General features: G+C 73.7%; 15 protein-coding genes and 2 tRNA genes. 4 read left to right on the top strand and 13 right to left on the bottom strand.

The features are described 5' to 3' along the window. Positions 1-2: 2 nt before the first annotated feature. The 5 genes from ACN265_RS03730 to ACN265_RS03710 form a co-directional block, all read right to left on the bottom strand. Complete coding sequence (locus ACN265_RS03730; RefSeq protein WP_421406023.1) at positions 3-10,082, bottom strand: hypothetical protein; 10,080 nt, start codon at positions 10,080-10,082, stop codon at positions 3-5. Between the two features lie 48 nt (positions 10,083-10,130). Further along, complete coding sequence (locus ACN265_RS03725) at positions 10,131-10,502, bottom strand: hypothetical protein (protein ID WP_357929735.1); 372 nt, start codon at positions 10,500-10,502, stop codon at positions 10,131-10,133. Further along, a complete protein-coding gene (locus ACN265_RS03720; RefSeq protein ID WP_204926793.1) occupies positions 10,495-10,896 on the bottom strand; it encodes a YbaB/EbfC family nucleoid-associated protein in 402 nt (133 codons plus the stop codon). Before ACN265_RS03720 ends, ACN265_RS03725 begins: the two co-directional genes overlap by 8 nt. A gap of 108 nt (positions 10,897-11,004) precedes the next feature. Continuing rightward, entirely contained in the window at positions 11,005-11,295 is a 291-nt protein-coding gene (locus tag ACN265_RS03715) for a WXG100 family type VII secretion target (protein ID WP_088644222.1), read from the bottom strand. Positions 11,296-11,374: 79 nt separating this feature from the next. Beyond that, entirely contained in the window at positions 11,375-11,734 is a 360-nt protein-coding gene (locus ACN265_RS03710) for a WXG100 family type VII secretion target (protein WP_377687359.1), read from the bottom strand. A 249-nt stretch (positions 11,735-11,983) separates the two neighbouring features. On the opposite strand from ACN265_RS03710, the gene ACN265_RS03705 reads away from it, so the two are divergent. Next, positions 11,984-13,030: a WXG100 family type VII secretion target gene (locus ACN265_RS03705; protein ID WP_421406022.1), complete on the top strand. Its 1,047-nt coding sequence runs from the start codon at positions 11,984-11,986 to the stop codon at positions 13,028-13,030. Positions 13,031-13,045: 15 nt separating this feature from the next. Then, positions 13,046-15,061, top strand: coding sequence for a hypothetical protein (locus ACN265_RS03700; RefSeq protein ID WP_421406021.1), 2,016 nt, complete (start codon positions 13,046-13,048; stop codon positions 15,059-15,061). Between the two features lie 45 nt (positions 15,062-15,106). Here ACN265_RS03700 and ACN265_RS03695 read toward each other — a convergent pair whose 3' ends face one another. Continuing rightward, entirely contained in the window at positions 15,107-15,940 is an 834-nt protein-coding gene (locus ACN265_RS03695) for a phosphoribosylaminoimidazolesuccinocarboxamide synthase (RefSeq protein WP_204926790.1), read from the bottom strand. A gap of 134 nt (positions 15,941-16,074) precedes the next feature. Here ACN265_RS03695 and ACN265_RS03690 point away from each other — a divergent pair, with 134 nt between their 5' ends. Beyond that, a complete protein-coding gene (locus ACN265_RS03690) occupies positions 16,075-17,406 on the top strand; it encodes an ABC transporter substrate-binding protein (RefSeq protein ID WP_421406020.1) in 1,332 nt (443 codons plus the stop codon). Between the two features lie 36 nt (positions 17,407-17,442). Here ACN265_RS03690 and ACN265_RS03685 read toward each other — a convergent pair whose 3' ends face one another. From ACN265_RS03685 to ACN265_RS03655, 7 genes are all read right to left on the bottom strand, one after another. Then, the gene (locus ACN265_RS03685; protein WP_204926789.1) at positions 17,443-17,712 is read right to left on the bottom strand and encodes a hypothetical protein; all 270 of its coding nucleotides are present in this window, start codon (positions 17,710-17,712) and stop codon (positions 17,443-17,445) included. A gap of 118 nt (positions 17,713-17,830) precedes the next feature. Beyond that, positions 17,831-17,904: transfer RNA gene (locus tag ACN265_RS03680), tRNA-Met, on the bottom strand. Between the two features lie 261 nt (positions 17,905-18,165). After that, a tRNA-Met gene (locus ACN265_RS03675) sits at positions 18,166-18,239 on the bottom strand. A 57-nt stretch (positions 18,240-18,296) separates the two neighbouring features. Beyond that, positions 18,297-19,244 (bottom strand): hypothetical protein, encoded by a 948-nt coding sequence (locus ACN265_RS03670; protein WP_420117922.1) that lies wholly within the window; start codon positions 19,242-19,244, stop codon positions 18,297-18,299. Then, entirely contained in the window at positions 19,234-19,743 is a 510-nt protein-coding gene (locus ACN265_RS03665) for a SigE family RNA polymerase sigma factor (RefSeq protein WP_204926787.1), read from the bottom strand. Before ACN265_RS03665 ends, ACN265_RS03670 begins: the two co-directional genes overlap by 11 nt. A gap of 146 nt (positions 19,744-19,889) precedes the next feature. Continuing rightward, positions 19,890-22,886 (bottom strand): UPF0182 family protein, encoded by a 2,997-nt coding sequence (locus ACN265_RS03660; RefSeq protein ID WP_421406019.1) that lies wholly within the window; start codon positions 22,884-22,886, stop codon positions 19,890-19,892. Positions 22,887-23,015: 129 nt separating this feature from the next. Further along, positions 23,016-24,029, bottom strand: a complete 1,014-nt coding sequence (locus tag ACN265_RS03655; protein WP_357929714.1) for a YlbL family protein — start codon at positions 24,027-24,029, stop codon at positions 23,016-23,018. A gap of 182 nt (positions 24,030-24,211) precedes the next feature. Between ACN265_RS03655 and ACN265_RS03650 the strand changes: the two genes are divergently transcribed. Continuing rightward, positions 24,212-25,441 carry a zinc-dependent metalloprotease gene (locus ACN265_RS03650; protein WP_363655717.1) on the top strand — a complete coding sequence of 410 codons (1,230 nt, stop codon included), beginning with the start codon at positions 24,212-24,214 and terminating at the stop codon, positions 25,439-25,441. Positions 25,442-25,695 lie beyond the last annotated feature (254 nt).

Here is a 25,695-nt window from a genome sequence, read left to right as displayed (position 1 = left end):
TGTCAGATCTCTTCCATGATGATTATCGTGCAGTTGTCCTGGAACTCGGGAGGCAACCGGGCCCGTACCTGTTCCTCGAGGTCAGGATCGGACGTGCGACGCATCCGCGAGCGTGGGGGGAAGACCGCCTCCTCATCGACGGCGAAGGACGAGAACACCGATATGTCGCGGGCCTGCTGCCCGGTGAGCCGGTAGACCACCAGGATTCTCCCGCCCGAGGCAGGGTTCTCGGCCATGAACCGTACCGCCACGTCGAGGCGGCGACTGACGCTGAGGAACTCCCGCGCCCTACCGGTCGGCAGCCACGAGTTGCCATAGATCGGGGAGTACACCGGGGTGATCCAGTCACCGCGGTAGGCGACCACCGGCCGGTCCGGACCACCGACGGCCGGCAACTGCATCATCGCGTCGTGCACCATGTCAGCGTGCCACCGCACCTCATCGAACAACCGGGGTGACACCGAGCGGAGCCGACCGGTGAGGTCGTCCCAGGCCCTGTCGAGCGCCTGGGCGGCCCGGACCCGCTCGACGGCGCTCTGGGCGCCCGGCTGTTCCCGCGCCCGCTGCCTGGCCGCCGCCATCCGCCGTTGCGCCTGCACCCACCGCGCGGCCGGGTCGCTGAGCGGCGAGCGTGCGGTGAGGTGACCCGCCCCCTCGTGTACCACCGAACGGAGCAGCAACGGCAACGGCAACGCCTTGGTGCCGGCAGCGATATTGCCCAGGTAGTTCCTGACGAGTTCATCGACCTTCCGGTCGAACACCTCCTTCGTCGGCCGCTCCGCCACCCCACCGGTGAACAGGTGGGTACGAATCACGTTGTTGATCAGGTAGTGGCTGTGTCGGGTGTAGACCGCCAGCGCCATGACGTGGGGCTTCGACAGCCGCTGACCCAGACTGCGCACGGCTGCCGTGTCGGCCGGGTCGATGCCGTTGCGCCGCAGCCAACCGGCGAGGTCGGCGTCACGCACCTGGCCGCTGTCCAGTTGGGGCCACAGCCGGTCCGCGATCGCCGGGACCTTGTGCCGGGTCTCCGAGAAACCGTGCGGGTCGACGGCATGATCCAGGTAACGGGCCTCGTGGGGGAAGAGCCCGTCCACCGTCACCTCGGCCCGCAGCGTGGGCAGATCGACGTCGGGCAGGCTGCGGTAGAGGTCCACCGCCGTCAGGCGGCTGTCGGGCGGGCGCAGCTCCACCCGCCTGATACCGGCGATCTCCGCTCCGCGCAGGATCTCGAAGAGCGAATGGTCCCGGGCCGGCAGCATCCAGCCCATCAGGCCGCTCAGGAACCGCTCGGTCTGCAGGCCGTCGAGCCCCACGAACCGGGCGGCAGTGAGCATCCGGGCGGTGGTGCCGGAGACCCCGTCGATGACCGGGAAGCCGTCCCGACCCACCCAGCGGGCCCACGGCCCATGGTCGGTGTCGTGCGCGGTCACCCCCTCACGCCACGGCAGCAGGCCGTGGTCGCCGAGCGGAGCGCCGGACCTCTCCCGGTTCACCTGGTCGACGTACGCCCGTTCGAGCCGACCGAGCGGAGTCCCCAGCCGGGCATAGTGGTCGGGGGTGTTGGCCAGGGCCAGCTGTTCGTCATCCGAGCGGGGCCGGCGGGGGGACTGACTCGCCGTCATCTCGGCCAGGTCCCGGATGCCGTGCTCCGAGTTCCTCGCCACGTTGCCGGTGGCGAAGAAGTCCCGGCCGAACTTCAGCCTGTCCCGCAGTGGGTCCGGCATCAGCCGGTTCACCGTACCGTCGAGCAGGTCGCCCATCCGACGGACCGCCGCCACGTCGACGCCCGCGTCCCGGGCCTGCTCCCACCGCCCCTCGTCGAGCACCGACAGCAGCGCGTGGGACAGGGTGTACGGGTTCTTCCAGTTGCAGTAGGCCGCGTTGTAGAAGGCGGTCATCGTCTCCCGGAGGTTACCCTCGGCGAGCAGCCGGTCGAAGCTGACCGAGGTGCCCACCTGACCGGCGCTGTCGGGCGCGTCGTCCCGGAAGAAGGCGCTCTCCACCCGGGCGACCACCTCGGCGCGGGTCTCCCCCGGGTGCGCCGGCCCGGTCAGTGCCACCAGGATGTCCCGCATCCGGGTCAGCGCCGTGCGTACCGTGTCCTGCACCTGCGGGTCGCGGAAGTAGTGCGCCCCCAACCGCTGCTCGAACCGGGTCGCCTCCGTGGACCAGCGGGGATCGTGCAGGAACCGCGCGAACTCGAACGGCACCCGACTGACCCGGGCCGGATAGGTCGCCGGGGCCAGGTCACCCGCGGGCTTCGACAGGTCAACCGCCTCCGGCGGCAGCAGGTCGCCGTCGCGGGCACGCCCCGACGGGCCGCCGCCGGAGGGACCGGCACGCCCGTCCGGTGGGCCCTCCCGACCCAGCAGCGCGTCCCGGCCGGCGTCGCTGAGCCGCCCGTCGAGCAGCCTCAGCCGGGCCGCCGCCCCCGGATCGTCCGGATGCAGGCCGAGATGGTCGCGCAGGGCCCGCAGTTCGACGCGGGCGTACGTCGCCTGCGCCGGGTCGCGCAGCAGGTCGGCCAGCACCTCCACCTCGGCCAGCCGGCCCAGGTCGTGCGGGCTGGGACCGATGCCGTCGGCCGGCACGCCCGGGGTGAGAGCATCCGGCGCGAACGGGTCCAGCCCACCGGCGGCCCGCTGCCTGATCGCCGCCAGCTCGGCCGCCTCGTGGGCGACGGCCCGCGCCACGTTGATGTCGGCAGCCCGGTCGGACAGCTCGATCCGCCAGCCGCCCCCCTCCGGTGGCACGGTGCCGTGCGGCAGGTCCCGGCCGTCCGCGTCGACCGGCACCGACCGGGCCACCGCGCCGTCGGGCAGGGCGTCCGCCGGCACGGCGGTCAGGTCCAGCCGTACGCCGCGCAGGGTGCCGTCCGCCGGCAACCGGTCCATCAGCAGGCGCAACGCCTCGTCGCCGAGTCGACGTACCAGTTCCGGCGCAGCCACCTCCCGGCCGTACCCGTGGAACTGCGCGTTGGGCACCCGGGCGGCGGTGACCGGCGCAGGACCGTCCCCGCGGAGCAGCCCGTGGATCGCCGACGGGTCGGGCACCCGGGGCAGCCCGGCGGTGTACGCCGACCGGGGGTGCAGCGGGCCGGTGTCGCTGATCGACTTGACGCCCTTCCAGTCGGCGCCGAGCAGGGCCCGCTTGCCGATCCAGGAGGCGTCCCGCCCCCGGTGGTGCTCCCCCCAGCCGGCCTGGCTGATCTCGAACGGCGTCGGGTACCGGCCGCTGCCGAAGGGGTGGCTGCGGGCCCGGTCCAGGATCTCCCGTCCCGCCTCCCGCTGCCGGTACGCCTCGGTGAGCACCTGCTCCGGGTCGCCGGTGCCGTAGCGTGCCCGGAGCCGGTCGACGTCGACGGGGCCGTCGCCGTCGGCTGCCCGCCGGGCCAGCGCGATGTCGACGTCCACCGCACGCAGCTCATGTCGGAGCCGGTCGAGCACGCCCTCGGCCCGGTGCCCGGTGTTCGGCGCCCAGTCGAATCCGTCGCGCGCCCACGCGTACCCGCCGACGGTGGAGGCGGCGTGCACCTCGACCCGTTCGACACCGGAGTACCGGTACCAGTCGGTGAGGTGGCCGTTCCACTCCCGGGCGAAGCCCTGCCCCTGGACCCGTTCGCTGAGCTTCAGCGAGACGTGTTCGACGAAGAGGCTGCCGTCGTGGTCGCGGTGGAAGGACCGCACCACCCGACCGACGGGCACGCCGTCCGGATCGTGCACGGCGGCCCGGACGACGACCTCGTCGCGGTGCACACTGACGCTGTACGGATCGTCCAGGTCCACCCGGACGCGCAACCCGGCGAACTCGCGTCCGTCGAGCTGGCCGGCGAACTCCCGGCGGACGGCGTCACCCCAGGCGTCGGCCTCCTCCCGGCTGCCGGGGATCAGCTCGTCGAGCGAGGGACGCCGGTCCTCCCGCCGCCACGGCGGGTCGGACCAGATCTCGTCGTTGCGGGTGCGCTCCCGCCCGTCGGCCGGTGTCGCCCCGTCCGCCTGCGGCACCTGCTCCAGCTCGTGCACGGGGTAGCCGCGTCGGGCCAGGTCGGCGTCGAGCCGGTGGAGGTCTTCCCGGAGCCGGGCCTGGTCGATCGGGTCGGTCGCCGCCCGCAGCTCGTCGACGACGCACCGGCGCTCGGTCAGCGCGAGCAGGGTCCGTCCGTCCGGGGCCACCGCGTCGGCCGCCCCGCGCCCCGTACCCGGTTGGCCCGCCGAAGGGGCCGGCTCCGGAGCGGGCCAGCCCGGCCCCGGTTCCGGTGCCCACGTCCGGTGGTCCGCGGCCCGCGCCGGAGGCGACCACGATCCGACGGTCCCCTCGCCCGGTCCACCCGGTCGCGGCGTCCCCGATTCGGGGGTGACCGGCCGGGGTGCCGCTCCCCGCTCCGGCGCGGGCGGGGTCGGGTCGGCCCCGCCGAGGAGGCCGGTGATCCGGTGCAGGGCCCGACCCAGCACTCCCGGGCGACGCCCCGGCCCCGGCTGAGCCGCCGGCCGGTCCGCCGGGCCACCGTCGCGTGCCGGCCCCCACTCGGCGAGCGGTGGCGTACCGGGGCCGGAGCGGGGTGGGGCCGACGGGTCCGGGGCGGCCGGATGGTCGCGGAGCGCGGGCAGCGACCGTCCCGACTGCTCCTGTCCGATCGCGTCGAGGTCGATGCCGTACCGGTCGGCGATCTCCCGGCTCAGCGGGCCGTGGAAGGCGCCGCCACGACGCTCGCCGGGGATCGGATGGTTCGCCTCGGCGATGGCCAGGCGGGCCCGTTCCACGATCTGCGCGACAGGTTGGTCGACCGCCCGGTCGAGCAGTTCCCGGGGCAGCACGGCCCGCTCGGCCGGATCCAGCACGTACCGGTCGAGGACGTAGTCCCGCATCTGCTGCGGGGTCCAGTCGGCCATCTCCTGGTAGGCGTCACTGCGGGGTAGGCGCGGGTCCCCTGCGTGGTCGGTGGCGCGGAAGCCGGCCAGCCCGCGGAGGAAGTGCTGCTGGACGGCGAACGCCTGGAACTCGCCTTCGAACCGGAACGGCACCAGCACCTGCGCCGAGACGTCGTCGCCGTGGCGTCCTTCGGCGACTCCCTGGGCCAGCACGTCGCCCACCACGTCGGGGCTGGGCTGGAGCCGGTGCATGCTCTCGTGCACGACGGTCGCGGCGACCGCGCTGATCGGTCGGTTGGTGGCGCCGTCGCGGGGGTCGACATAGAGGATCTCGGTCCGGGTGTCGAAGCCGCCGCGCGCCGGCCCGCGGATCCACGCGTCCAGCTCCGGGGGGCGCAGCTCCGGTGGGAGCAGCGCCTCGACGCTCTCCGGGTCCTTGGGGATCAGCCGGTCGAAGGTGTCGGCCGCGTGCCGCTCGAAGGCCGGCCCGAGCACGTCGCCGATCTTCGCCACCGCGATCGCCTGGTCGATGACGTGGAACCGGTGGGTGACCGGGTCCACGCTGACCACCCGGTGGGCCATCTCGACGGCGTTGAGCGGGTCCACCCCGTCCAGGTCCCGCCAGCCCGGGTCGGCGTGTTCCCCGCCCCGGGAGAAGTCCCGCCAGTCGCGGTACCGGTCGGCGTACCCGTCGACCGCCCGGCTCAGCGCGCGTACCTCCCGGACGACGTCACCGAGCGGGCCGCCGTCGCGGGCCCGGTCGGCGGCCGCCTGCAACCTGTCGGCCTGCCCGGCCACCGCGTCGAGGTCGGCGATCCGGCGGGCCACCGCCGCCTGCGGGTACCGGCCGAGCAGGTTCTCCTTCGCCCTGCCCACCAGCTCGTGCACCTGCTCGGGCAGTTCCGCACCGGTCCTGGTGCGGTGCGCCGGGAAGTTGCCGCTCGGCGCGAGTTCCTGGCTGATCGGCAACTCGTCGCCCACCCGTGGCGGCCCGTCCGACGGCACGACAGCATCCGGCACGGCGACGGGCGGCACGGCATCCGGGCCGACGGTCCTCGGCGCGGCGGTGTCCGGGGGCACGGGCCCCGGCCCGGCGGTGTCCGGGGGCACGGACCTCGGCGCGGTGCCTTCCGGGACGACGGGTCCCGGTTCGGCGGTCTCCGGGACGGCGGGCCCCGGGGCGGGGGCGGGTGGTGCGGCGTTCGGGTCGGCCGGGGTCCGCTGGGCGACCAGCGCGGTCGTCTCCGCGCGCAGCCGGGCCACCACGGCGTCGATCTCCGCCTGGCTGCGGGGCAGGTAGGAGCCGTCCTCCTGGCGCACCGCCAGGTGTTCCCGGGCCCAGTCCCGCAGCTGCCCGGGGGTCGTCGGGTCGTCGGCGAGCAGGCCGCGCACCGTGTCCGGGCTGAGTGGCCGGGGTGGTGCCGGCGCCGGGGCGGTGGCGTCCCGGAAGCTGACCGCGTCGGCGTCCAGCACCGGCGGGTCGGGCCGGACCGGTGCCTCCAGCGCCGCAAGCGACGGCTCCGGCATCGTCCGCGCTGGTCCGGGTCGCGTCGGCCCGTCCGGCGTCGTCGCCCCGTCCCGGCCCCCTTCCGGTACGCCGTCCACCGGCACCCCGGCCCGCCCGGGCTCGACCGGGCGGTCGAGCACCTGGTGGATCTCGCGGTGCAGGGTGCGCCAGGCGTCGCCGAGTTGCCGGTCGACGGAGGCGGCCCGCGCGGCCGGGTCGGCCGGCAGGTGCTCCGGCAGTACGACCCCGGCCGGCTCCCGCTGCACCCACCGCCCGTGCTCGACCGCCATTCCCGGCCGCAGCACCACCGGCTGCCCGGGTGGCAGCGACGAGTTGACCTGGAGCACCACCCCGACGCGCAGCCCGTCCGGGTACTCGACGGTGAGCAGGCGGGACGACTCGTCCCAGCTCGCCCGGTACGGCTGGTCCACCGGGCCGGCGTCCCGGCCGGCCAGCAGCTCCCCGACGTGCCCGTCGAACGTCGACCGCACCGCCTCGGGCAGCGGCACCGACGGCCCGACCGGGTGCGTCCCGGCCGGCACCAGCTCGGCCGGGAGGTGTCCCTGCGCTACGCCGCGTAGCTGCCCCCCGGCGGCCAGCTCGCCGCCTCGGCCTGCATCCGCAGGATCTTGCCGTACGCCTTCCTGTACTGCATGTCCGCCGTCCCGTCCAGCACCTGGCCCTCCCGGGACGCCTTCTGGATGACCAGCCGACGGTCCTTCTCCGGGTAGCCGAAGCTGTACTCGACCTCCCGACTGTCCTCCCGGACCATTTCGAAGTCCACCAGAATCGCCATCACCGGTTCCCCTCGGCCACGAGTTGTCCAGGTCCTCTCCGGTCCGGCCGGGCGCGACCCGCTCCCAATTGAACAGGCTCTGGGCGTACGCGTGGGCATCCGGGTAGGTGGCGTCCGGGTGCACCAGCAGGTAGCCCGACTCGGCCAGCTCGTGCTCCAGCAGGACCAGGTCGGGTTCGAGCGGGCGGCCCTCCCGCAGCCTGATCCACGCCTCCGCGATGTCCTCGTCCGCGTCGAAGCGTCGACGGACCCAGCCGTCCGGGTAGTCCCGCAGCACGTGCTCGTCGACCATGAGGTGCTGTTTCACCCGGGCGATCTCGGCGTGGGTGAAGCCTGTCGTACCGCCGGGGCGGGCGACGTTGGCGAGGTTCGCCGCGATGTCCGCGACGTCCCCCGGGTCGGCCCGGAACCGGTCGTAGGCCCGGTCCGCCCACTCCATCGCCCGGAGCTCGTCGCGGGGACGGATCGAGGCGCCGGTCTGGGCGTCCTGCTCGTCGGGCCCCCGGTTCTCCGCCCCACGGTCCTCGGGGGGCCGGTCCTGCGGGGGGCGGTCGGCGACCGGGTGGCCGTCGGGCGGGGGGTGGTCCGAGCGGGGGTCGGCCCCGTTCATCCCGGTCGGGTCGGTGGCCGGCCCGGTCCGGTCGACACCGGTGGCCGCCGGGTGGTCCCGGATGGTGATCACCGGTGGTTCGGGGCGGCCGGCCGGCAGTGGGGGCGGTGCGTCGTCCGGGTTTCGGCGTGCCGGCTCGGCGTCCCGCCCGCCCGGCTCGACGTCCCGGTGCCCCGAGGCGGGATCGCGCCGGGCAGGCTCGCCCTCGCGCCCGCCCGGCCCGACCTCGTGACGTCCCGGCTCGGCCTCGGGGCGGACGGGATCGACGTCGCGGCGTCCCGGCTCGACGTCGGGGCGGACCGGGTCAGGGTCGCGGCCGGGCGGGGCGGGGTCGGCATCCCGAGCGGGCGGCGGGGTCGACTCCCCCGCCACCCGGTCGTCACCCGGGCGGGACCACTCCCCCGGCGACCGCTCACCCCCGGGCCGTAGCGGGTCGGGAGAGGGACGGGCCGGGTCGGCAGGCGGACGGGCCGGATCGGCGAGGTGGGTCCCCGCCTCCGTGGTCCGCACCGGTGCGGGCTGGCGCGGGCCGCCGCCGTCGCCGGTGCCGCCCGCCAGGTCGGTGCGTTGCGGCAGGTCGGCCGGGGGCAGCTCGGGTCGCGGCGGGTGCGGGCCACCCGGGCCGCCGGGGGTGGGCCCGTCGCCGTCGACCACCGTCGGGTCGGGTGACCGGACGCCGTCGCGGGCGAGCACGGTGCCGTCGGCGGCGATCGCCCCACCGTCGAGCCGTTGGCCGTCGCCGTCGACGTGGGCCCAGACCGCGCCCCGCTCGCTGTAGGTGACCCGCAGGCCGGCGGCCCGGTCGACGGCGGCCATTCCCTCGGGGAGCACCATCACGTCGCGCCCGATCCGCAGGTTCATCCCGCCGACCCGGACGGTGTCCAGTTTGTTCTGCGCGCCGAAGACGACGCCGGCCTTGGCCCCCTCCGCGCCGCCGTGCAGCATGTTCTGCAGGTCGAACTTCCCCTGTGCGGCGTCGGTCGCGCCGGTCACCAGGGCACCGGTGACCCCGCCGCCGATGACGTGGCCGGGGATGCCGCCGAACATCGACGCCCCGAACAGCCCACCCTGGACGGTGGAGACGCCGAGCTGACCGAGGTCGAGGCTGGACCGTTCGCCACCGGCGATCTGGTACATCTGGCCCAGCAGGTTGCCGCCGCCCATGAACGCCGCCCCGAACGCCACCCGCTGGCCCAGGTACTTCGTCAGTTCCCGGCCGAAGGTGGTGGTGGCGATCTCGCGGGTCGCGTACTGGCTCAGGGTGGCCCGGCTGAGCTGCTCGAACGCCTCGGTGCCGGCCAGCCGTACGCCGCCACGGGTGGCGAGGTCGGTGCCGACCCGGGCACCGAACCTGCGCAGCAGCTGTTCCTCGATCTCCCGGGCGAGCTGGTTGCGGGCGGCGAGCAGGCTGCGCCCGGCCAGCCGTCGGGACTCCAGCCCGGCCTCCCGGCCGAGTTGGCGCAGCAGTTCCCGGTTGGTGACGCCGCGCAACCACTGACCGGCCATCCGGTCGGCGACCGACCGCGCGATGACGTTGCGCGGCAGGGTGTTGCGGGCGAGGGTGCCGGCGCCCTGCCGGATCACCGTCGGCAGGGTCTGCCGGACGAAGGCGGGGACCTGGGTCCGCGCGAAGCGCGGCAGTTGGGTGGTGACCAGCCGGGGAACCTGGGTGCGGACCAGGTTCGGCAACTGGGTCCGTACCAGGGTCGGCAGGGTACGGGTCAGCAGCGCGGTCACCTCGGCGAGGGCGGCGCGGACGGAGATGCTGCCGATGGCCCGGACGGCGTTGGTGGCGGCGGCCCCGATCGCGGCCCGGCAGGCGGCGAACGCCCCCGGGATGCCGGCGGTGGACAGGCCGAGCGACGGGATGGCGGCGGCGACCAGCATGAACAGCGAGACGGCGAGCATGATCAGGCCGAGCAGGGCCATGAACTTCATCAGCTCGATCTGCAGGCCGAAGCTCTGCACCGCCTCCTGCATGGAGGCGAGGGTGTCGACCGTGCCGGCGAGCGACTCCAGGTAGGCGAGCCATTCCCGGGTGAACACCTCGGCGGCCCCGTCGCCGCTCCAGTTGGTCAGGATGCCGTCGGCGGCGTGCACCGCCTCCTCGTAGAAGGCGGCGAGTTCCTGCGTCGCGGCACCCCAGGCGTCGGAGAGCTCGTAGACGGCGTCGATGTCCGACTCGGGGATCTTGCCGATGAGGATCTCGCCGACGGTGGAGCGGACGCCCGGGATGGCGGCTTCGAGGTCGGAGAACCACTCCAGGATCTCGGCGAGGGCGTGGTCACTCTCGCTCACGCGGGGTCCTCCCCGGCACCGTCGGGTCCCCCGGCCGGCCGCCTCGGGTCAGTGCCGGCCACCGGCCCGGTCGATGTCGGTGGCGTTGTCGTCGTCGGTGCCGGTGTAGCTCCACATGGCGTCGGCCACGTACGCACCGAGCTTGTCCATCGCCTCGCCGAGCTTGGGCACGGTGGTCTTGATCGCCTCGTTCATCTGCTGCCCGCCGCCGCCGGAAACCTCGACCGACTTGTGGTACGTCTTGAGGAACTCCTCGGTGAACTCGTCGCGCGGCAGCGTCCCGGGCGCGGCCTCCAGGGTGGTGATCGCGCCGAGCTTGCCGTCCATCGCGGTGCGCATCGACTGTCCGTTGATCCGGAGCCGGTTGGCGATGCCGAGGATGTCGGCGACGCTCGTCTTGATCTCGACGAAGCTACTCATCGTCGTCCCCCTTCAGGCGCACGTCGGCGTCGTGACTGTGCAGCAGCTTCTCCAGCTGTGCGCCGCCGGGGGCCATCCGACGCAGGTCGGGGGCGAGGCTGCCGTCGAGGATCTCGCGGGACTGCTCGGCGGCGTCCTCCACGGCGAGCCGGACGGTCGCCACGATGGTGGCGGCCAGCGCCCTGGAGTTGGGGTTACGGAACACCCGGGGGTCGATGTCCAGCTCCAGCAGGTGCCCCCGGGGGCCGACGACCGCCTTGACGGTGCGGTCGTCCGACCAGGCAGTGCCGGTCACCCGGAGCATCCGACGCTGCACGTCGTCCATTCCGGACCAGGCCTTCTTGAGGTCACCGATCATGGCGGTCAACGCGCCGAAGTTCGGTCGTTCCTCCATCGCCCCTCCCCCGAGGTCCTTCCGCCGGGCAGCCTAGCCGGGGCGGCCCGGCCCCGGCCGCCCCGCCGGTCCGACGCCCTCCGGCCGGGAGGGCGTCGGACCGGACGGTCACATACCGGCGGCGATCTGCTGGTCGACCTGCTGCATCCGCTCGGCCGACGCGCCGAGCTTCACGCCGACCCGGGTCAGCGCCTCCTTGATCTCGGTGGCGCCCTGGTTCCACTTCTGCCGGGCCTCGTCGCACGCCTGCCCCGCCGGCCCCTGCCAGTCCTGCGCGAAGAGCTGGGTGAACTGGGTGTAGAGGTCCTGGAGGCTGCCGTCCATCTGGCCCTGGTAGGTACCGATGGCGGTGGCCACGTCGGAGATCTGGGCGAAGTTGTAGGTGATGGGACTGCTCACTGGAAGGTCACCTTTCGCTGGTCACGGCGGCACGGGTCGCCCGGGAGGGTCGACGCGGCCGCGGCGGATACCGGCGGCGTCAGCCGCGCAGGATGCTCATCACGCTGGCGTCGCCGGTCTCGGCGGCGGCCTGGCGGATCTCGGTCGCGGCGTCCTCGTCGTTCATGCCGTACTGGGTGGCGGCGCTGGTCATCTTGCCGGACAGCTCGTCGAGCGCCGAGATGATCTTCTTGAGGCCGTCGTTGAGCTGCACGGAGACGTCCTGAAGCGCATTGTTCGCCGAGCCCCGCATGCCGCTGCCGCCCAGCGCCTGCACCCGCTCGATGAGCCGTGCCATGCCCAGCGCGAGGCCCTCACCGGTCTCGTTGCACCGTTTCGCCATCGCGTTCAGCTGTTCCTGGGTGGCGTGAACCTGACCCAGTCCAGGAGTGTCGGTCAAGGTGGACTCACCCGCTCCTCTGCTTGCGCCCCCCGGTCAGGGAAGCGTCCCCTTGATGGTCGTGGCCGTCGTGGCCGACCCTGACGGTAGCGCCCCGTAACGAATCGGGCCACCTCACTTCGTCCGAAGTGGCTGGTCGGGGTGGCGACAGCGGCGATACCGGGTCCCGGCGGTGGTCGGCAGCGGTTACGCTCGGGGCGATTTCCGGTGACACTCGGGCGGGGGCCCGCCGCACCAGGGGAGGGTTCGGTGGCGGAGGACGACGGCAGCAACCCGTACCAGCACGAGACCGACCAGAACACCCGGACCGACTGGCTGGCCGATCAGAAGCCCGTCGACGTCGATCCGGACGGGCTGGTCGACTACGGCAAGAACATGGTCGTCATCCAGGAGAACCTGCAGAGCCACGGTGGCCGGTTGAGCCAGCTCGGCCAGTTGCCGCACCGCGCCTGGGAGGGTGCCGCGCTGCCCGAGGGCGTCTACGTCCGCACCCAGCTCACCCTGAACTACGCCGAGTTCCAGCAGTACCTGACCTACCTGGGTGCGGCGCTGACCAACATCGGCATGGCCGCGCAGACGGTGGCGGACGCCTACGCCAACACCGACGGCTGGTCGGCGGCCTCGCTGGACGCGGTCCGGTTCGCCTTCGGCGAGGCCGACGCGCCTCGTCCGGCCGGGCTGCCCCCGTTCGTCTCCGGCAAGACCTGGTGGGACCAGTACCTCGAAACGGTGTCGAGCGGGCAGGCCGACGCCGCGCCGACCCCCGAGCAGTTCGTCGACCAGGGCCAGCCCCGGGTCGCCCCGGACGGCAGCATCACCTTCACCGCGCTCGGCCCCGGCGGTGTGGTGCGCACCATCGTGCAGCGGTCGCTGCCCGGTGGCGTGGGCACCGAGACGGTCACCACCACGACCGACGCCACCGGCAAGGTGCTCGACAGCAGCACCAGCCGGACGACCACGGTCGTCACCGGCAACTCGACGGTGGTCACCACCACCAACACCGACGCCGAGGGCCGGCGCACCGGCGGCAGCCGGGAGACCACGTCGTACGGCGTCGACGGTGGTCACACGGTGACCAGCGAGCAGCTCGACGCCAACGAGCAGCCGACCTCGAAGAAGGTCGACGAACAGCACGCCGACGGGACGCGCACGGTCACCACGACCGACGGCAAGGGCACCGTCACCCAGGAGCTGCACATCGGCGAGGACACCGAGGGCGTGGACCCGGCCGAGCTGACCGAATCCCCCGCCAAGCGGGCCCTGGACGAGATCAAGCAGCACGACTACGGCATCTGAGCCCGGGAGGACACCATGGCCGACTACTGGGGTGCCCAGGCGACGTACGCGCACGGTGGCCCGCGCGGCGAGGGCACCCGGTACGTCATGCCGCCGGAGAACCCGGACCTCAAGTTCACCCCGGCACCGGGCGGTGAGGGCGGGGCCACCATCGAGGCGGTCCGCCAGCAGGTGCTGGGGCAGCACCCGGAGGACATCTCGGCGCTGGCCGACCAGTGGCAGAACGCCTACAACCTGCTACAGAGCATCCACCAGCAACTGCTGTCCGCCAGCCAGACCCTGCACGACGAGCACTGGAAGTCACCGCAGGCCCGTGACGCGTTCCTCAAGGCGGGGCCGGGCAAGACGCTGGCGTACCTCGACGAGTGGATGGACGCGGCCCAGCACAACGTGACCGCGCTGCGGGCGATGGTCGGCATCGCCCGCGACTCCCGGGCGGAGATGGAGCGGCTCTGGACGGAATACCGGGAGGCCATCGACGATGCGAAGAACTCCGACGGCTGGACGCAGTTCTCGGAGGGTTTCAAGCAGGGCTTCACCCTGGGCCTGTACGACGGCGAGAAGGGTATCCAGGCGGCCGAGGCCGAGGCGGTGCAGGAGAAGCAGGAGGAGTACAACCGCCGGGCGCAGGAGTTGGCCCGGCGTACCGCCGACGACTACTTCGACACGTTGAGCAAGGTCAGCGGCGGGCACGGTCCGCCGTTCTTCCCGATGGACGCGGTGCTCAACCCGGTCGGTCACCCGCCGTGGCGCGGGCCGGTCGGCACCCCGCCGCCGGTCCGGCCGCCCGGTGCCCGCCCGCCGGGGGTGGGGGCGACCCCGCCGCCGGCGTCGGTGCGGCCGGTGCCCCGTCCGGGTGGTCCGGACCAGTTGGCCCGGCAGGTGCTGGACACTCTCAGGCCGCCGCCGGAGGCCGGCGCGCCGGCACCGACGCCCGGCACCGACGAGCGGGCGGGTCCCGCCGTGGCACCGCCGCCGGTGGTGCCGCCGCCGCTGGTCGCGCCGCCACCCGGCCTGTCCACCGGGGCACCCGTTCCGAGCGGCGGGACCGCCAACGCCACCGGCGCGGGCCGGGCCGGGCTCGCCCGGCCGCCGGGCCTCGACGGGCTCGCCGGTGAGCGTGGGCTGCGCAGCGGGGTGCTGCGCGGCGGTGCCGGAGCGCCGGCGGTCAGCGAACCGCCCCAGGCGTCGCTGCGTTCCCCCGGCGCGAACGCCACCCCGCCCCCGACCGGCGGTCGGACCGCGCCGCCGAACGGGCTGCGCGGCCCCGGTTCGCCGTCGACGGCGGCCCCGCCGACCGGTGCCCGGGGCAACCCGGCGACCGGTTCCCCGCACTCCCCGGCTTCCGGCCGGCCGGGCAGCGGGCAGCAGGCGGACCCGGCCCGGCGGGGCACCGCCCGCCCGGGTGCCGGCGACGAGGACCTGTTCGGCCGGCCGGCCGGGGAGACCACCGCGCCGGTGTTGCAGAACCGGCGTCCACCGTCGCGGCGCACGGCCGGCGGTGCCGGTCGCGCCGCCGACGGGCAGGCCGGGGACGCCTCGACGCCGACCCGGCCGGGGATTGCCCCGCCCGTGCTGGGCAGCCCGACCCGGGGTGCCGGGGTGACCGGGACGCCCCGGTCGAAGCGCCGTGACCGGGCTGGTGCGGCGCAACCGGCGACGCCGGGCGGCGAGTGGTGGGGTGACGACCGGTCGGAGGCGACCGCGCCGGTGCTGGACGCGCCGGCCGCGCCGCTGTCCGGGGGCCGGGTGTCCCGGCTGGAGGAGGTGCCGGGCGCGTTGCGCGGCCGGCCGACGGCCGAGCCGACGCCCCGGCGGGCGCGCGGCGGTCAGCCGGTGCCGCCGGAACTGGCGCCCCGGCGGACCACCGCCGCGAAGCGGGACGACCGGGAGGGGCACGGTGACGGCCCGGGGATCGTCACCGACGAGCAGGCGTTCAGTGTGGAGACCCCCGGTGGCGGCGTCCTCGGCAAGCAGGCCGAGGACCGCTCCTACCGGGCCGAGCCGAAGACCGCGCTGGGCGGCAACTGACCGCTGTCCGGCCGGCCCGCCACGGGCCGGCCGGCGCGCGGCGGGTCAGGACCAGCGTTCGCCGGTCAACCGTTCGTAGACGTCGACGTAACGGGCCCGGGTCGCCTCGACCACGTCGGCGGGGACCTCGGGCGCGGGGGCCCGCTTGTCCCAGCCGCTGCTGGTCGCCCAGTCCCGCACGTACTGCTTGTCGTAGGAGAACTGGGTCCGGCCCGGCTGGTACGACTCGGCCGGCCAGTAGCGGGACGAGTCGGAGGTGAGCACCTCGTCGCCGAGGACCAGGGTGCCGTCCGTCGCCCAGCCCAGTTCGATCTTGGTGTCGGCGACCAGGATGCCCCGGTCGGCGGCGAGTTCCGCACCCCGCCGGTAGACGTCCAGGGTGATCTGGCGCAGCCGCTCGGCGGTCTCCGCACCCACCTTGTCCACCACGTCGGCGAAGGTGATCGGCTCGTCGTGCTCCCCGGCCGGTGCCTTGGTCGACGGGGTGAAGATCGGCTCCGGCAGGATCGACGCCTCGACCAGGCCACGCGGCAGCGGCACGCCGGAGACCGCGCCGGTGCGCTCGTACTCCTTGAGGCCGCCACCGGTCAGGTAGCCCCGGGCGACGCACTCGACGGGCACCATGTCCAGCCGGCGGCAGCGGATCGCCCGGCCGGCGAACTCGGCCGGCACGTCGGTGGTGGAGATGACGTGGTGCGGCACCAGGTCGGCGAGCTGCTCGAACCACCAGAGCGACAGGGCGGTGAGCAGCCGCCCCTTGTCGGGGATGGGGGTGGGCAGCACCACGTCGTAGACGGAGATCCGGTCGGAGGCGACCAGGATCAGGTCGTCGCCGTCCGCGTAGACGTCCCGGACCTTGCCGGAGTGCAGAAGTTCCACGTGCCCTAGTACACCACGGGGACGACGCCGGCCGGGTCGCCCACCCGGGGGGCGGGCCGGGCGGGCGTTGACACCCGGCCGCGCCACCTGCGTGAATGGTCCGGCTACCGGCCCGCCCGTCCCCAGGAGCACCCGTGTCCGCTGTGCGTCCCCCGCTGGTCCGGCCCGGCGTCGACCCGGCCCGGCGGCGGCTGCTCGGCGCGCTGCTCGGTGTCCCGCTGCTGGCCACGGGCGGGCTGAGCGGGTGCGGCGTCGAGGCGGAGTCGCCGACGCCGGACGGCCCGGTGGAGCTGTCGGTCTTCTGGTACGGCGGCACCCGACGGGCCGAGGCCACCGAACGGGCCCTGCGGTTGTACTCGGCCCGCAACCCGCAGGTCACCTTCCGGGTTACCTGGCAGGGGCAGGGCGGCTACTACGAGCGGCTCGCCACCCAGGCCGGCGGCGGCAACGTGCCCGACCTGTTCCAGATCGACGACTCGATGCTCGGCGACTACGCCCAGCGCGGCATCCTGCTCGACCTGGGCGGCTACGTCGACGGCGGCCGGATCAACCTGAACACCCTGCCGCCCGGCCTGGTCGACTACGGCAAGATCGACGACCGGGTGTACGGCGTCGCGGCCGCGCAGACCCACGCCGCCGTGGTGTTCAACCGCGACCTGCTGCGCCGGCTCGGGATTGCCGAGCCGACCACCTCGATGACCTGGGCCGACTATCTGAGCTGGGCCGCCAGCGTGACCCGGGCCAGCCGGGGCCGGGTCGCCGGCTCGATGGACCCGTCGGGCGACCACCGGGCGCTGTGGCTCTGGCTGCGCGGGCTGGGCACCCGGTTCTACCAGGGCCGCCAGCTGGGTTTCGGCCCGGCCGCGCTGCTGGACTGGTTCGAGTTCTGGGAGCGGGCCCGCAGCCAACGGGCCACCCCGGCCGCCGCCCTGGTGGACCGCGCCGACGGGGGCGATCCGGCCCGGCAACTGGTGGTCAGCGGGCACACCGCCGCCTCGTTCGCCTGGTCGCACCAGTTTCCCGAGCTGCAGCGCTACAGCAAGGACGAGCTGGCCCTGGTCGGCTTCCCCGGCCCCCGGGCCGCCCAGTGGGACCGGGCGTCGATGTACTGGGCCGGGTTCCGGGGCACCCGGCACCCGCAGGTGGTGGCCGACGTGGTCGACTTCCTCACCGGCAGCGTGGAGGTGGGCCGGCTGCTCGGCACCGAGCGGGGCCTGCCGGCCAGCCTGACCGTACGCCAGGCGGTCGTGCAGACCCTCGACGATCCGCTTGCCGAACGGGTCGCCGCCCTCGGCGAGGCGCTGCACCAGCAGGTCGGCCCGGCACCCGCGCCACCCCCGAGGGGGCACAACGAGGTGCGTGCCCTGCTCACCGAGGCGGCCCGGAGCATCCGCGCGGGACGCTCCGGGGCGCGGGCGGCGACGACACAGTTCATGGCCCGGGCCCAGGCGGCCCTGGCCCGGTGACGGGTCGGCGGGACGGGCGGTGACGCCGGTCGCGGATCAGCGGGGCGGACGGTTGCGCCGGTTGCGGGTCAGCAGCACCACCAGCAGGACGATGCCGCCGACGACCACCAGGCAGCAGAGCAGCCCGAGGACGCCGAACCCGCCGCCCCGGGACCGTCGCCGGGCCGCCTCCACCACCAGCTCGCCGGTGCCGGTGGACGCCCACGCGGCCACCGGCACGAAGACCGAGAGCACGACCGCGCCGAGGACCGCGCTCAGCCGGCCCCACCATGTGATCGGAGTTGACGTCTTGATCTCAGTAGACATGCCTTCATCCTGACCGAGGGCGGCAACTCCGGCACGCCGAAGCCCGCAGCGATTCCGGACGGGACGCCGGGAAACGGCGACAGGCCCCGGAGACGAACTCCGGGGCCTGTCGAAAACGTAGCGGGGACAGGATTTGAACCTGCGACCTCTGGGTTATGAGCCCAGCGAGCTACCGAGCTGCTCCACCCCGCGTCGGCCCGTTAAGACTAACCCATCCGCCCGACGGAGATCGGCCGGCCCCCCGATCCGCCGTCCGCCCAGCTCAGGACGCCCGCCGCGGAGCAATGCCGCCCGCGCCGCCCGTTCGCCGGCTGCGGTACGGCCGGTTCCCGCCCCCGCGACGGCAGGCCCACCGCCGCCGGGGCGGCACCGGCTGGAGGCCCCGGGAAACGGCGACATGGTCCGGTAACGGCGACAGGCCCCGGAGACGAACTCCGGGGCCTGTCGAAAACGTAGCGGGGACAGGATTTGAACCTGCGACCTCTGGGTTATGAGCCCAGCGAGCTACCGAGCTGCTCCACCCCGCGTCGGCTGGTTAACCGTAGCCTACCGACCCCCGGGCCCGCAAAACGGCACCCGGGCCGTCAGTCCAACCAGTCCCGCAGCGCGTCCACCGCCCGCCGGCTGTCGGCGTCCACCTGCGACCGCTCACTGGACGTGCCCTCCCAGCCCTGCTCCCAGAGCACGGTCACCGCGTCCCCGAGACGGATCGCCCGGACCAGCCGGATCTCGTCCCCGCCGGCCGGGACACCCGCCCCTTCGGAGTACGACCGGCGCAGCTCGAACAGCACCGACTCGTCGCCGTAGCCGCCACCGGCCAGCAGGCGGTACCGGGACGTCACCCCCGGGGTGTCGGACGACTGCTGGATCGGGCAGTCCCGCACCGCCGCCCGCAGCTCACCGAGCGCGTCCTCGGCGCGACCGGCCCGGTAGAGGGTGATGGTGTGCCGGTAGCTGCCGTCCGGGACGTACCCCTTCGGGGTGTCGGCGTAGCGGAAGGCCAGGACGCGGCCCCGGCTCTGGACGACACCGGAGTCGCCGGGGTGCGCGCCGCAGAGCTGCGGCAGCGCCGGGCCGGGAGTGAACATCGGCCGCACACCGGTCTCGTTCGCCGCGGCGAGGGTGAAGAACGCCGCGTCGGGGATCGCGGTCGGCGGCCGGTCGGACGGCGACGTGACGGCCGGGCTGACCGGGCCGGCCGGCGACCGGACGGCGGAGCCGGTGAGCGCGGACGCGGCCGGGGCGGAGGTCACCGTCGCCGCCGGCGACACCGCCGGGGCGGGCACCGCGACGGCGGTGGCGGGTGGGGAGAGGGAGGGCGGCCCGGCCGGTGTGCCGGGCGCGGCGGTGAGCACGAACCGGGTGCCGGCCGCCGTCCCGCCCACCAGGACCGCCACGACCAGCACCCCCGCCGCCGCCCGCAGCCGGGCCCGCCGGTCGGCGTACCGACGGACCAGGTCGGGCGGGACCAGGCCGCCGGGGTCGGTGTCCTGCGCCAACGACCGGTAGAAACGGTGCAGCTCACGCGACATCGTTGACCTCCAACTCCTTCGCCGAGACGCCGGGGAGCAGCTCCGCCAGGCGGGACCGCCCCCGGGACAGCCACGACTTCACGGTGCCGCTGGGCACCCGGGCCTCCCGGGCGATCTCGTCCACCGGCATGTCGAACAGGTAGTGCAGGGCCAGCGCCTGACGCTGGTTGGCGGGGAGCTGCCGTAGCGCGGCCACCAGCAGCACGGTGTCCTCACCGGGTGGCCGGACGTCCTCCGGCGGACCGGTACGGCTGATCGCCGTCCGCCAGCTCCGTAACCGGCGGAACCGGTCGGCGGCCAGCCGGCTGACCACCAGCCGTAGCCACGCCTCCGGCGCGGGGTGCTGCGCCAGCCGGCCCCACTGCCGCCAGGCGCGGGCGTACGCCTCCTGGACGAGGTCCTGTGCCTCGCCGTGGTCGCCCGCCACGGCGTGGCCGTAGCGCAGGGTCCGCGCCGAGGTGCTCCGGTAGAACTCGTCGAAACTCCGCTCGTCCCTCATGCCCGCACCACGTCCCCCCGTCCCGGCCACCTGCACTGGAGACGGTCAGCGGCATCGTCAGGTTGCGGGACGACTGGTCGGAAAAGCGACGGGGCCCACGATCCCGGTAGCGGATCGTGGGCCCCGTCGACGCGGGAGCGGGCCGGTCAGCCGCCGCCGGACGGCGTCGGCGTGGCGGGCGGGTTACCGCTGGGCGTGCCCGCCGGGTTGCCCTGCTGGGCCTGCTGGAAGGCGGTGATCGCCTCGTCCAGTGCCTTCAACGCGCGGCCGTACCGCTCGAAGTCGCCGGACGCCTGCGCGGCCTTGACCTCGGCGATCGCCGCCTGGACCCGCTGCGTGGCGGCGGCCAGGTCGGCGCTGGGCGGTGGGCTGCTCGCCCCGGGCGAGGCCGTGGGCGAGGGGGACGGCGGGGTGCCGCCCGAGGGCGGCGGCGTCTCGCCACCCGGTGGCGGGGTGGTTCCCTGCCCGGCCCGTTTGCCCTGCTCGACGAGCTGCTTGATGCCGTCGGTGACGTTGTTGGCCAGCACCACGTACGAGCCGCCGTCGCCGTACGACAGGAGCACCTTCTGCAACAGCGGGTACGCGTCCTGCTGGTTGCTCTTGACGTAGACCGGCTCCACGTAGAGCATCCCGTTGCCGAACGGCAGGGAGAGCAGGTTGCCGTACTGCACCTGGGCCTGGTTGGAGGAGAGCAGGTTCAGCTCGGTGCGGATGGTCGCGTTGTTGGTCATCTGTTGGTGCACCTGCACCGGGCCGGAGATCCGGGTCTGGTCGGGTAGCTCCAGCACCTCCAGCTTCGGCCGCCCGTCGACGTACGACCCGGAGATCAGCGCGGCGAGGTTCTGCCGCCCGTTCGGGGTGACCGCCGAGGTGAGCTGGAACCGGGGGGCGTCCTGGTTGGGGAACTGGGTGAACAGGTAGTACGGCGGCTGCTTCTGCCCGCTGTCCGGCGCGTCCGGCACGTTCGGCACCTGCCAGAAGTCCTGGCCGGAGTAGAAGTCGCCGGGGTTGGTGACGTGGAACTTGGTGAGCAGGTTGCGCTGCACCTTGAACATGTCGGCCGGGTAGCGGAAGTGGGCGGCCAGGTCGGCCGGGATGGCGCTCTTGGGCAGCACCAGGTCCCCGCCGAACGCCTTGTTCCACGCCTTGAGCACCGGGTCGGCGTCGTCGAACTCGTAGAGCCGGACCGTGCCGTCGTACGCGTCGACGGTGGCCTTCACCGAGTTGCGCATGTAGTTGACGTTCTCCCGGGCGAGCTGGAACGTGCCCCGGTTGGTCAGCTCGTCGGTGGTCTCCTGCTGGAGGTTGATCCGCTCGGCGTACGGGTAGGTCGCGGCCGTGGTGTAGCCGTCGATGATCCACTGGACCTTGCCGCCCACCACCGCCGGGTACGGGTCGCCGTCGAGGGTGAGGAACGGCGCGACCTTCTCCACCCGGTCCCGGGGGTTACGGACGTACAGCAGCTTCGAGTTGTCGTTGACCGCCTCGGAGAGCAGGAAGTTCGTCTCCTGCTCCTTGATCGAGTAGAGCAGCCGCCTGGTGAACGAGCCGATCTCGACGCCGCCCTCGCCGGTGTAGGTGTAGTACTGCTCGCCGCCGGTGGTCGGGGTGGGCCGGTCGAACTCGACGTCCTTGTCCGCGCTGGTCTGGCCGACGATGGCGTAGTCGTCGGGCTGCATCCGCTCGCCGTAGTAGATCCGCGGCTGGCTGGCCGGGATCTGCTCGGCCTGCGAGGAGCACGCCTCCTGCGCCTTCTCGCCGAGGAAGCCGGAGACGAAGTACGGCTGCCCGCCGCAGACCACCTGGTTGGCCGGGGCCGCGACCAGGCCGTAGCCGTGGGTGTAGACGGTGTGCCGGTTGATCCAGTTGTTCTGCTGGTCGGTCAGCTCGCCGTAGTTGATCTCCCGGACCCCGACCACGTAGTCGGAGGTCTTGTTCTCCACCGAGTAGCGGTCGATGTCCAGCTTGGGGCCGAAGTCGTAGAACCCCCGGACCTGCTGGAGCTGGGTGTACGTCTCGGAGACGAGCTGCGGGTCGAGCAGCCGGACGTTCGGCACCACCGAGGTGTCGGTGGCCAGGCTGGCCGGGGGTACCAGGTTGCTCGCCGCGTACCCCTCGGTCTGCACCTCGGATATGTCGAACGCGTTGCGGGTGGCGTCGATGCTGCGCTGGATGTACGGGGCCTCCTTGTCCCGGGCGCTCGGCTTGACCTCGAAGGTCTGCACCGCCCAGGGGTAGATGCCGCCGATCGCGACGGCGGAGACGCCGAGCAGGGCCAGCGAGATGCCCGGCCAGACCAGGTTCCGCATCACCGCGTTGGAGAACACGATGATGGCGATGGCCACCACCACCGAGATGTACGCCAGGATCTCCTTGGCCGGCAGCAGCGCGTTGACGTCGGCGTAGCCGGCGCCGTACAGCTTGGCGCCCTCGTTGTACTCCAGCAGCATGGCCCGCCGGTCCAGCACGTACGCCACGGCCTTGAGCAGGACGAAGACCGCGACCAACGTGCTCAGGTGAGCCCGCGCCGCGCCTGTCATCCGGTCACCGACGCCCTGCAGGCGCACCCCGCCGAAGATGTAGTGCACGGCCAGCGCGCCGATCAGGGCCAGCACCACGGCAGTGAAGCCGACCCCGAGCAGGTAGCGCCAGAACGGCAGCTGGAAGACGTAGAAGCCGACGTCGATGCCGAACTCCGGGTCCTTGACGCCGAAGTCACCGCCGTTGCGGAACAGCAGCCACTGCGACCAGCGGCCCTGCGCCGAGAGCCCGGCGAACAGGCCGAGCACCACGGCGGTCAGGCTGATCCAGGTGCCGATGCGCGGGGTGAGCAGCATCCGGTACCGCTCCAGGGTGGCCTGCTCCAGCGAGTGCGGGCGCAGCTTCGGCCGCAGCCGGTACGCCAGCCACAGGTTCCCGCCCACGAACGCGGCCAGGCCGAGCCCGACGGCGAGGAAGAGCAGCAGCCGGGTGAGCAGCACGCCGGTGAACACCTGGGTGTAGCGGACCTCGTCGAACCACAGCCAGTCCGTCCACGCCTGCACCCCCCAGCCCAGCAGGGTGAACAGGAGGAACACCCCGACCAGGACCCCGATGGTGACGCGTCCGCGCCGACTCATCCTCGGCAGGGGGCTGCTACGCATGGCCACTGTTTGGCTCCGCACGCTCGATGTGATCGGCTCCGGACAGGCACCCAGAGTACGGGGTGTTCCTGAACGTGTCGGGTCAGGTCGTGCCCGGGTCGCCGCCGGTGTTCCGGCGTGACCCCGCCCTCAGCAGCGGGTCGGTTCCCCACCGGCGCGCAACGTGTCCAACGCGGTCAATGCCTCGTCGAGCGAGCCGACCCTGAGCATGGGCAGACCGGGCTGCGGGTTGCGGACCGCCTCGGCGCAGTTGTCGGCGGGGACCAGGAACACCTTGGCCCCGGCCTTCTTCGCCCCGACCAGCTTCTGGGCGATGCCGCCGATCGGACCGACCCGACCCTCGTCGTCGATGGTGCCGGTACCGGCGATGATCTTCCCGCCGGTCAGGTCCTCCGGCTTGAGCTTGTCGATGATGCCGAGGGCGAACATCAGCCCGGCGCTCGGGCCGCCGATGTCCTTCAGGTCGATCTTCAGGGTGAACGGGTGCGGCTGCCGCTGGTCGGGGACCACGCCGATGCGCGGGCGGCCGTCGGATTCCCGGCTGGTGACGGTGGCGGTGCCGGCTGCGCCGTCGCGGACGTACCCGATGGTCAGCGCGGTGCCGGCGGGCTTGCCCCGGACCAGCTCGACCAGCCGGGACGCCGAGGTGACCTTCGCGCCGTCGACGGTGGTGACCACGTCGCCGGCCTTGAGCGCACCGGCCGCCGGGCCGTCCGCGGCGACCTCCTTCGCCACCACCTCGACCGGGTAGCCGAGCTTGACCAGCGCGGCGGTCTCGGCGCTGCTCTGCGAGTTCTGGAAGTCCTCCGCGTTGCGCTTCTCGACCTCCTCCTGCGACTCGCCCGGCGGGTAGACCAGTTCCCGGGGAACCACCGCCTCGTCCTTGGACAGCCAGCCGGCGATCGCGGCGCGCAGTTTCACCGTCGGCTGCACGCCGACCGTGGTCATCCGGAGCTGACCGGCGGAGGTGGAGGTCTCCCGGCCGCTGACCTGGATGACCTCCCGGCCGTCGTTGGTGCCCAGGGTGTTCACCGTCGGCCCGGGGCCGAGCACCACGTACGGGATGGGCGCGCCGAGCACGCCGATGCTCAGCAGGGTGGTGAGCAGAGCACCGAGGAGGACGGTCACGCCACGACGTCTCATGCGGCAGAGCGTACCGACCGGCGGCGGCGGGCCCGGCGGGCTGCGGCGGACTTCGCCCTCAGCGCAACGCCGACGGCGGCTACCAGGGGCGCGGCGCGCGTACCGTAGACGTCGTGCCTGATATTCCGTTCGGTTTCGCGCTCCCGGGTGGGCAACCACCAGACCCCAACGATCCCGCGCAGATGCAGCAGTTCATGTCACAGTTGCAGCACCTGCTCTCCGCGCCGGGCAGCGGGCCGGTCAACTGGGACCTGGCCCGCCAGGTGGCCGCCAGCCAGCTCGCGGCCACGGGTGACCCGATGGCCTCCCCCTACGAACGGCACGCGGTGGAGGAGGCGCTGCGCCTGGCCGACCTCTGGCTGGAGCCGGCCTCGGCCTGGCCGACGGGCATCCGCGTCTCCCTGGCGTGGAACCGCAACGAGTGGATCTACAAGACGCTCGACGTCTGGCGCAAGCTCTGCGACCCGGTGGCCAGCCGGATGGTCGGCGCGATGGGCGACCTGGTCCCGCCGGAGGCCCGCGCCCAGCTCGGCCCGATGCAGTCGATGGTCGCCACCCTCGGCGGGGCGCTCTTCGGCGGTCAGCTCGGGCAGGCCCTCGGGCAGCTCGCCGCCGAGGTGCTCTCCGCCGGTGACATCGGCCTGCCGCTCGGCCCGGCCGGCACCGCCGCGCTGATCCCGGCCAACATCCGGGTGTACGGCGAGGGCCTGGAGCTGCCGGAAGACGAGGTACGCCTCTACGTCGCCCTGCGCGAGGCGGCCCACCAGCGGCTCTTCGAGCACGTCCCGTGGTTGCGCGGGCACGTGCTGACCGCGGTCGAGAACTACGCGTCAGGCATCCGGGTCAACCGGGAGGCGATCGAGGAGGCGATGGGCCGGGTCGACCCGACCGACCCGGAGTCGATGCAGGCGATCGCCCTGGAAGGGATCTTCACCCCGGAGGACACCCCCGCGCAGAAGGCGTCGCTGGCCCGGCTGGAGACGGTGCTCGCGCTGGTCGAGGGCTGGGTCTGCCACGTGGTGGACAACGCGGCGGCCGACCGGCTGCCCAACGTGGTCCGCCTCGGCGAGGCGTTCCGTCGCCGCCGGGCGGCCGGTGGGCCGGCCGAGCAGACCTTCGCCGCGCTGGTCGGTCTGGAGCTGCGTCCGCGCCGACTGCGGGAGGCGTCGGCGCTCTGGGCGGCGCTGACCGAGCACCGGGGCATCGCCGGACGGGACGCGGTCTGGGGCCACCCCGACCTGCTCCCCTCGGACGCCGACTTCGCCGACCCGGTGGCGTTCGCGACCACCTCGACGGACCTCGACGACGAGTTGGCCACCTTCGACTTCACCGCGCCGGGCGGTCCCGAGGAGCAGGCGCCGGGCAGCCGTCCCCGTCCCGACGACACCGAGGGCGACACCGACCGGCCCTGACCGGTCCCGACCAGCCGCGACACCGGCCGGACCGCCCGACTCCCGGGCGGGCCCGGCCGGTCGCCGTTGGTCGGCCGGCGGCGCTGGTCAGGCCAGGTGCGATGGCCGGTCAGGTGCGGTAGCCGGCCAGGCGCGGTAGCCGGCCAGGCGCGGTAGCCGGCCAGGCGCGGTAGCCGGCCAGGCGCGGTAGCCGGCCAGGCGCGGTAGCCGGCCAGGCGCGGTAGCCGGCCAGGCGCGGTAGCCGGCCAGGCGCG

This window comes from Micromonospora sp. WMMD730, from assembly GCF_049178955.1.
Classification (GTDB): domain Bacteria; phylum Actinomycetota; class Actinomycetes; order Mycobacteriales; family Micromonosporaceae; genus Micromonospora; species Micromonospora wenchangensis.
The sequence above is the reverse complement of the archived record's forward strand: the minus strand, read 5'-3'. Positions and strand labels throughout refer to the sequence as shown.

Excerpts from the sequence above, each read along its gene's own strand:
- ACN265_RS03700 (WP_421406021.1), top strand. The coding sequence starts at position 13,046 with ATGGCCGACTACTGGGGTGCCCAGGCGACGTACGCGCACGGTGGCCCG.
- ACN265_RS03655 (WP_357929714.1), bottom strand. The coding sequence starts at position 24,029 with ATGAGACGTCGTGGCGTGACCGTCCTCCTCGGTGCTCTGCTCACCACC.
- ACN265_RS03685 (WP_204926789.1), bottom strand. The coding sequence starts at position 17,712 with ATGTCTACTGAGATCAAGACGTCAACTCCGATCACATGGTGGGGCCGG.
- ACN265_RS03650 (WP_363655717.1), top strand. The coding sequence starts at position 24,212 with ATGCAGCAGTTCATGTCACAGTTGCAGCACCTGCTCTCCGCGCCGGGC.
- ACN265_RS03720 (WP_204926793.1), bottom strand. The coding sequence starts at position 10,896 with ATGGAGGAACGACCGAACTTCGGCGCGTTGACCGCCATGATCGGTGAC.
- ACN265_RS03670 (WP_420117922.1), bottom strand. The coding sequence starts at position 19,244 with ATGTCGCGTGAGCTGCACCGTTTCTACCGGTCGTTGGCGCAGGACACC.
- ACN265_RS03725 (WP_357929735.1), bottom strand. The coding sequence starts at position 10,502 with ATGAGTAGCTTCGTCGAGATCAAGACGAGCGTCGCCGACATCCTCGGC.
- ACN265_RS03660 (WP_421406019.1), bottom strand. The coding sequence starts at position 22,886 with ATGCGTAGCAGCCCCCTGCCGAGGATGAGTCGGCGCGGACGCGTCACC.
- ACN265_RS03665 (WP_204926787.1), bottom strand. The coding sequence starts at position 19,743 with ATGAGGGACGAGCGGAGTTTCGACGAGTTCTACCGGAGCACCTCGGCG.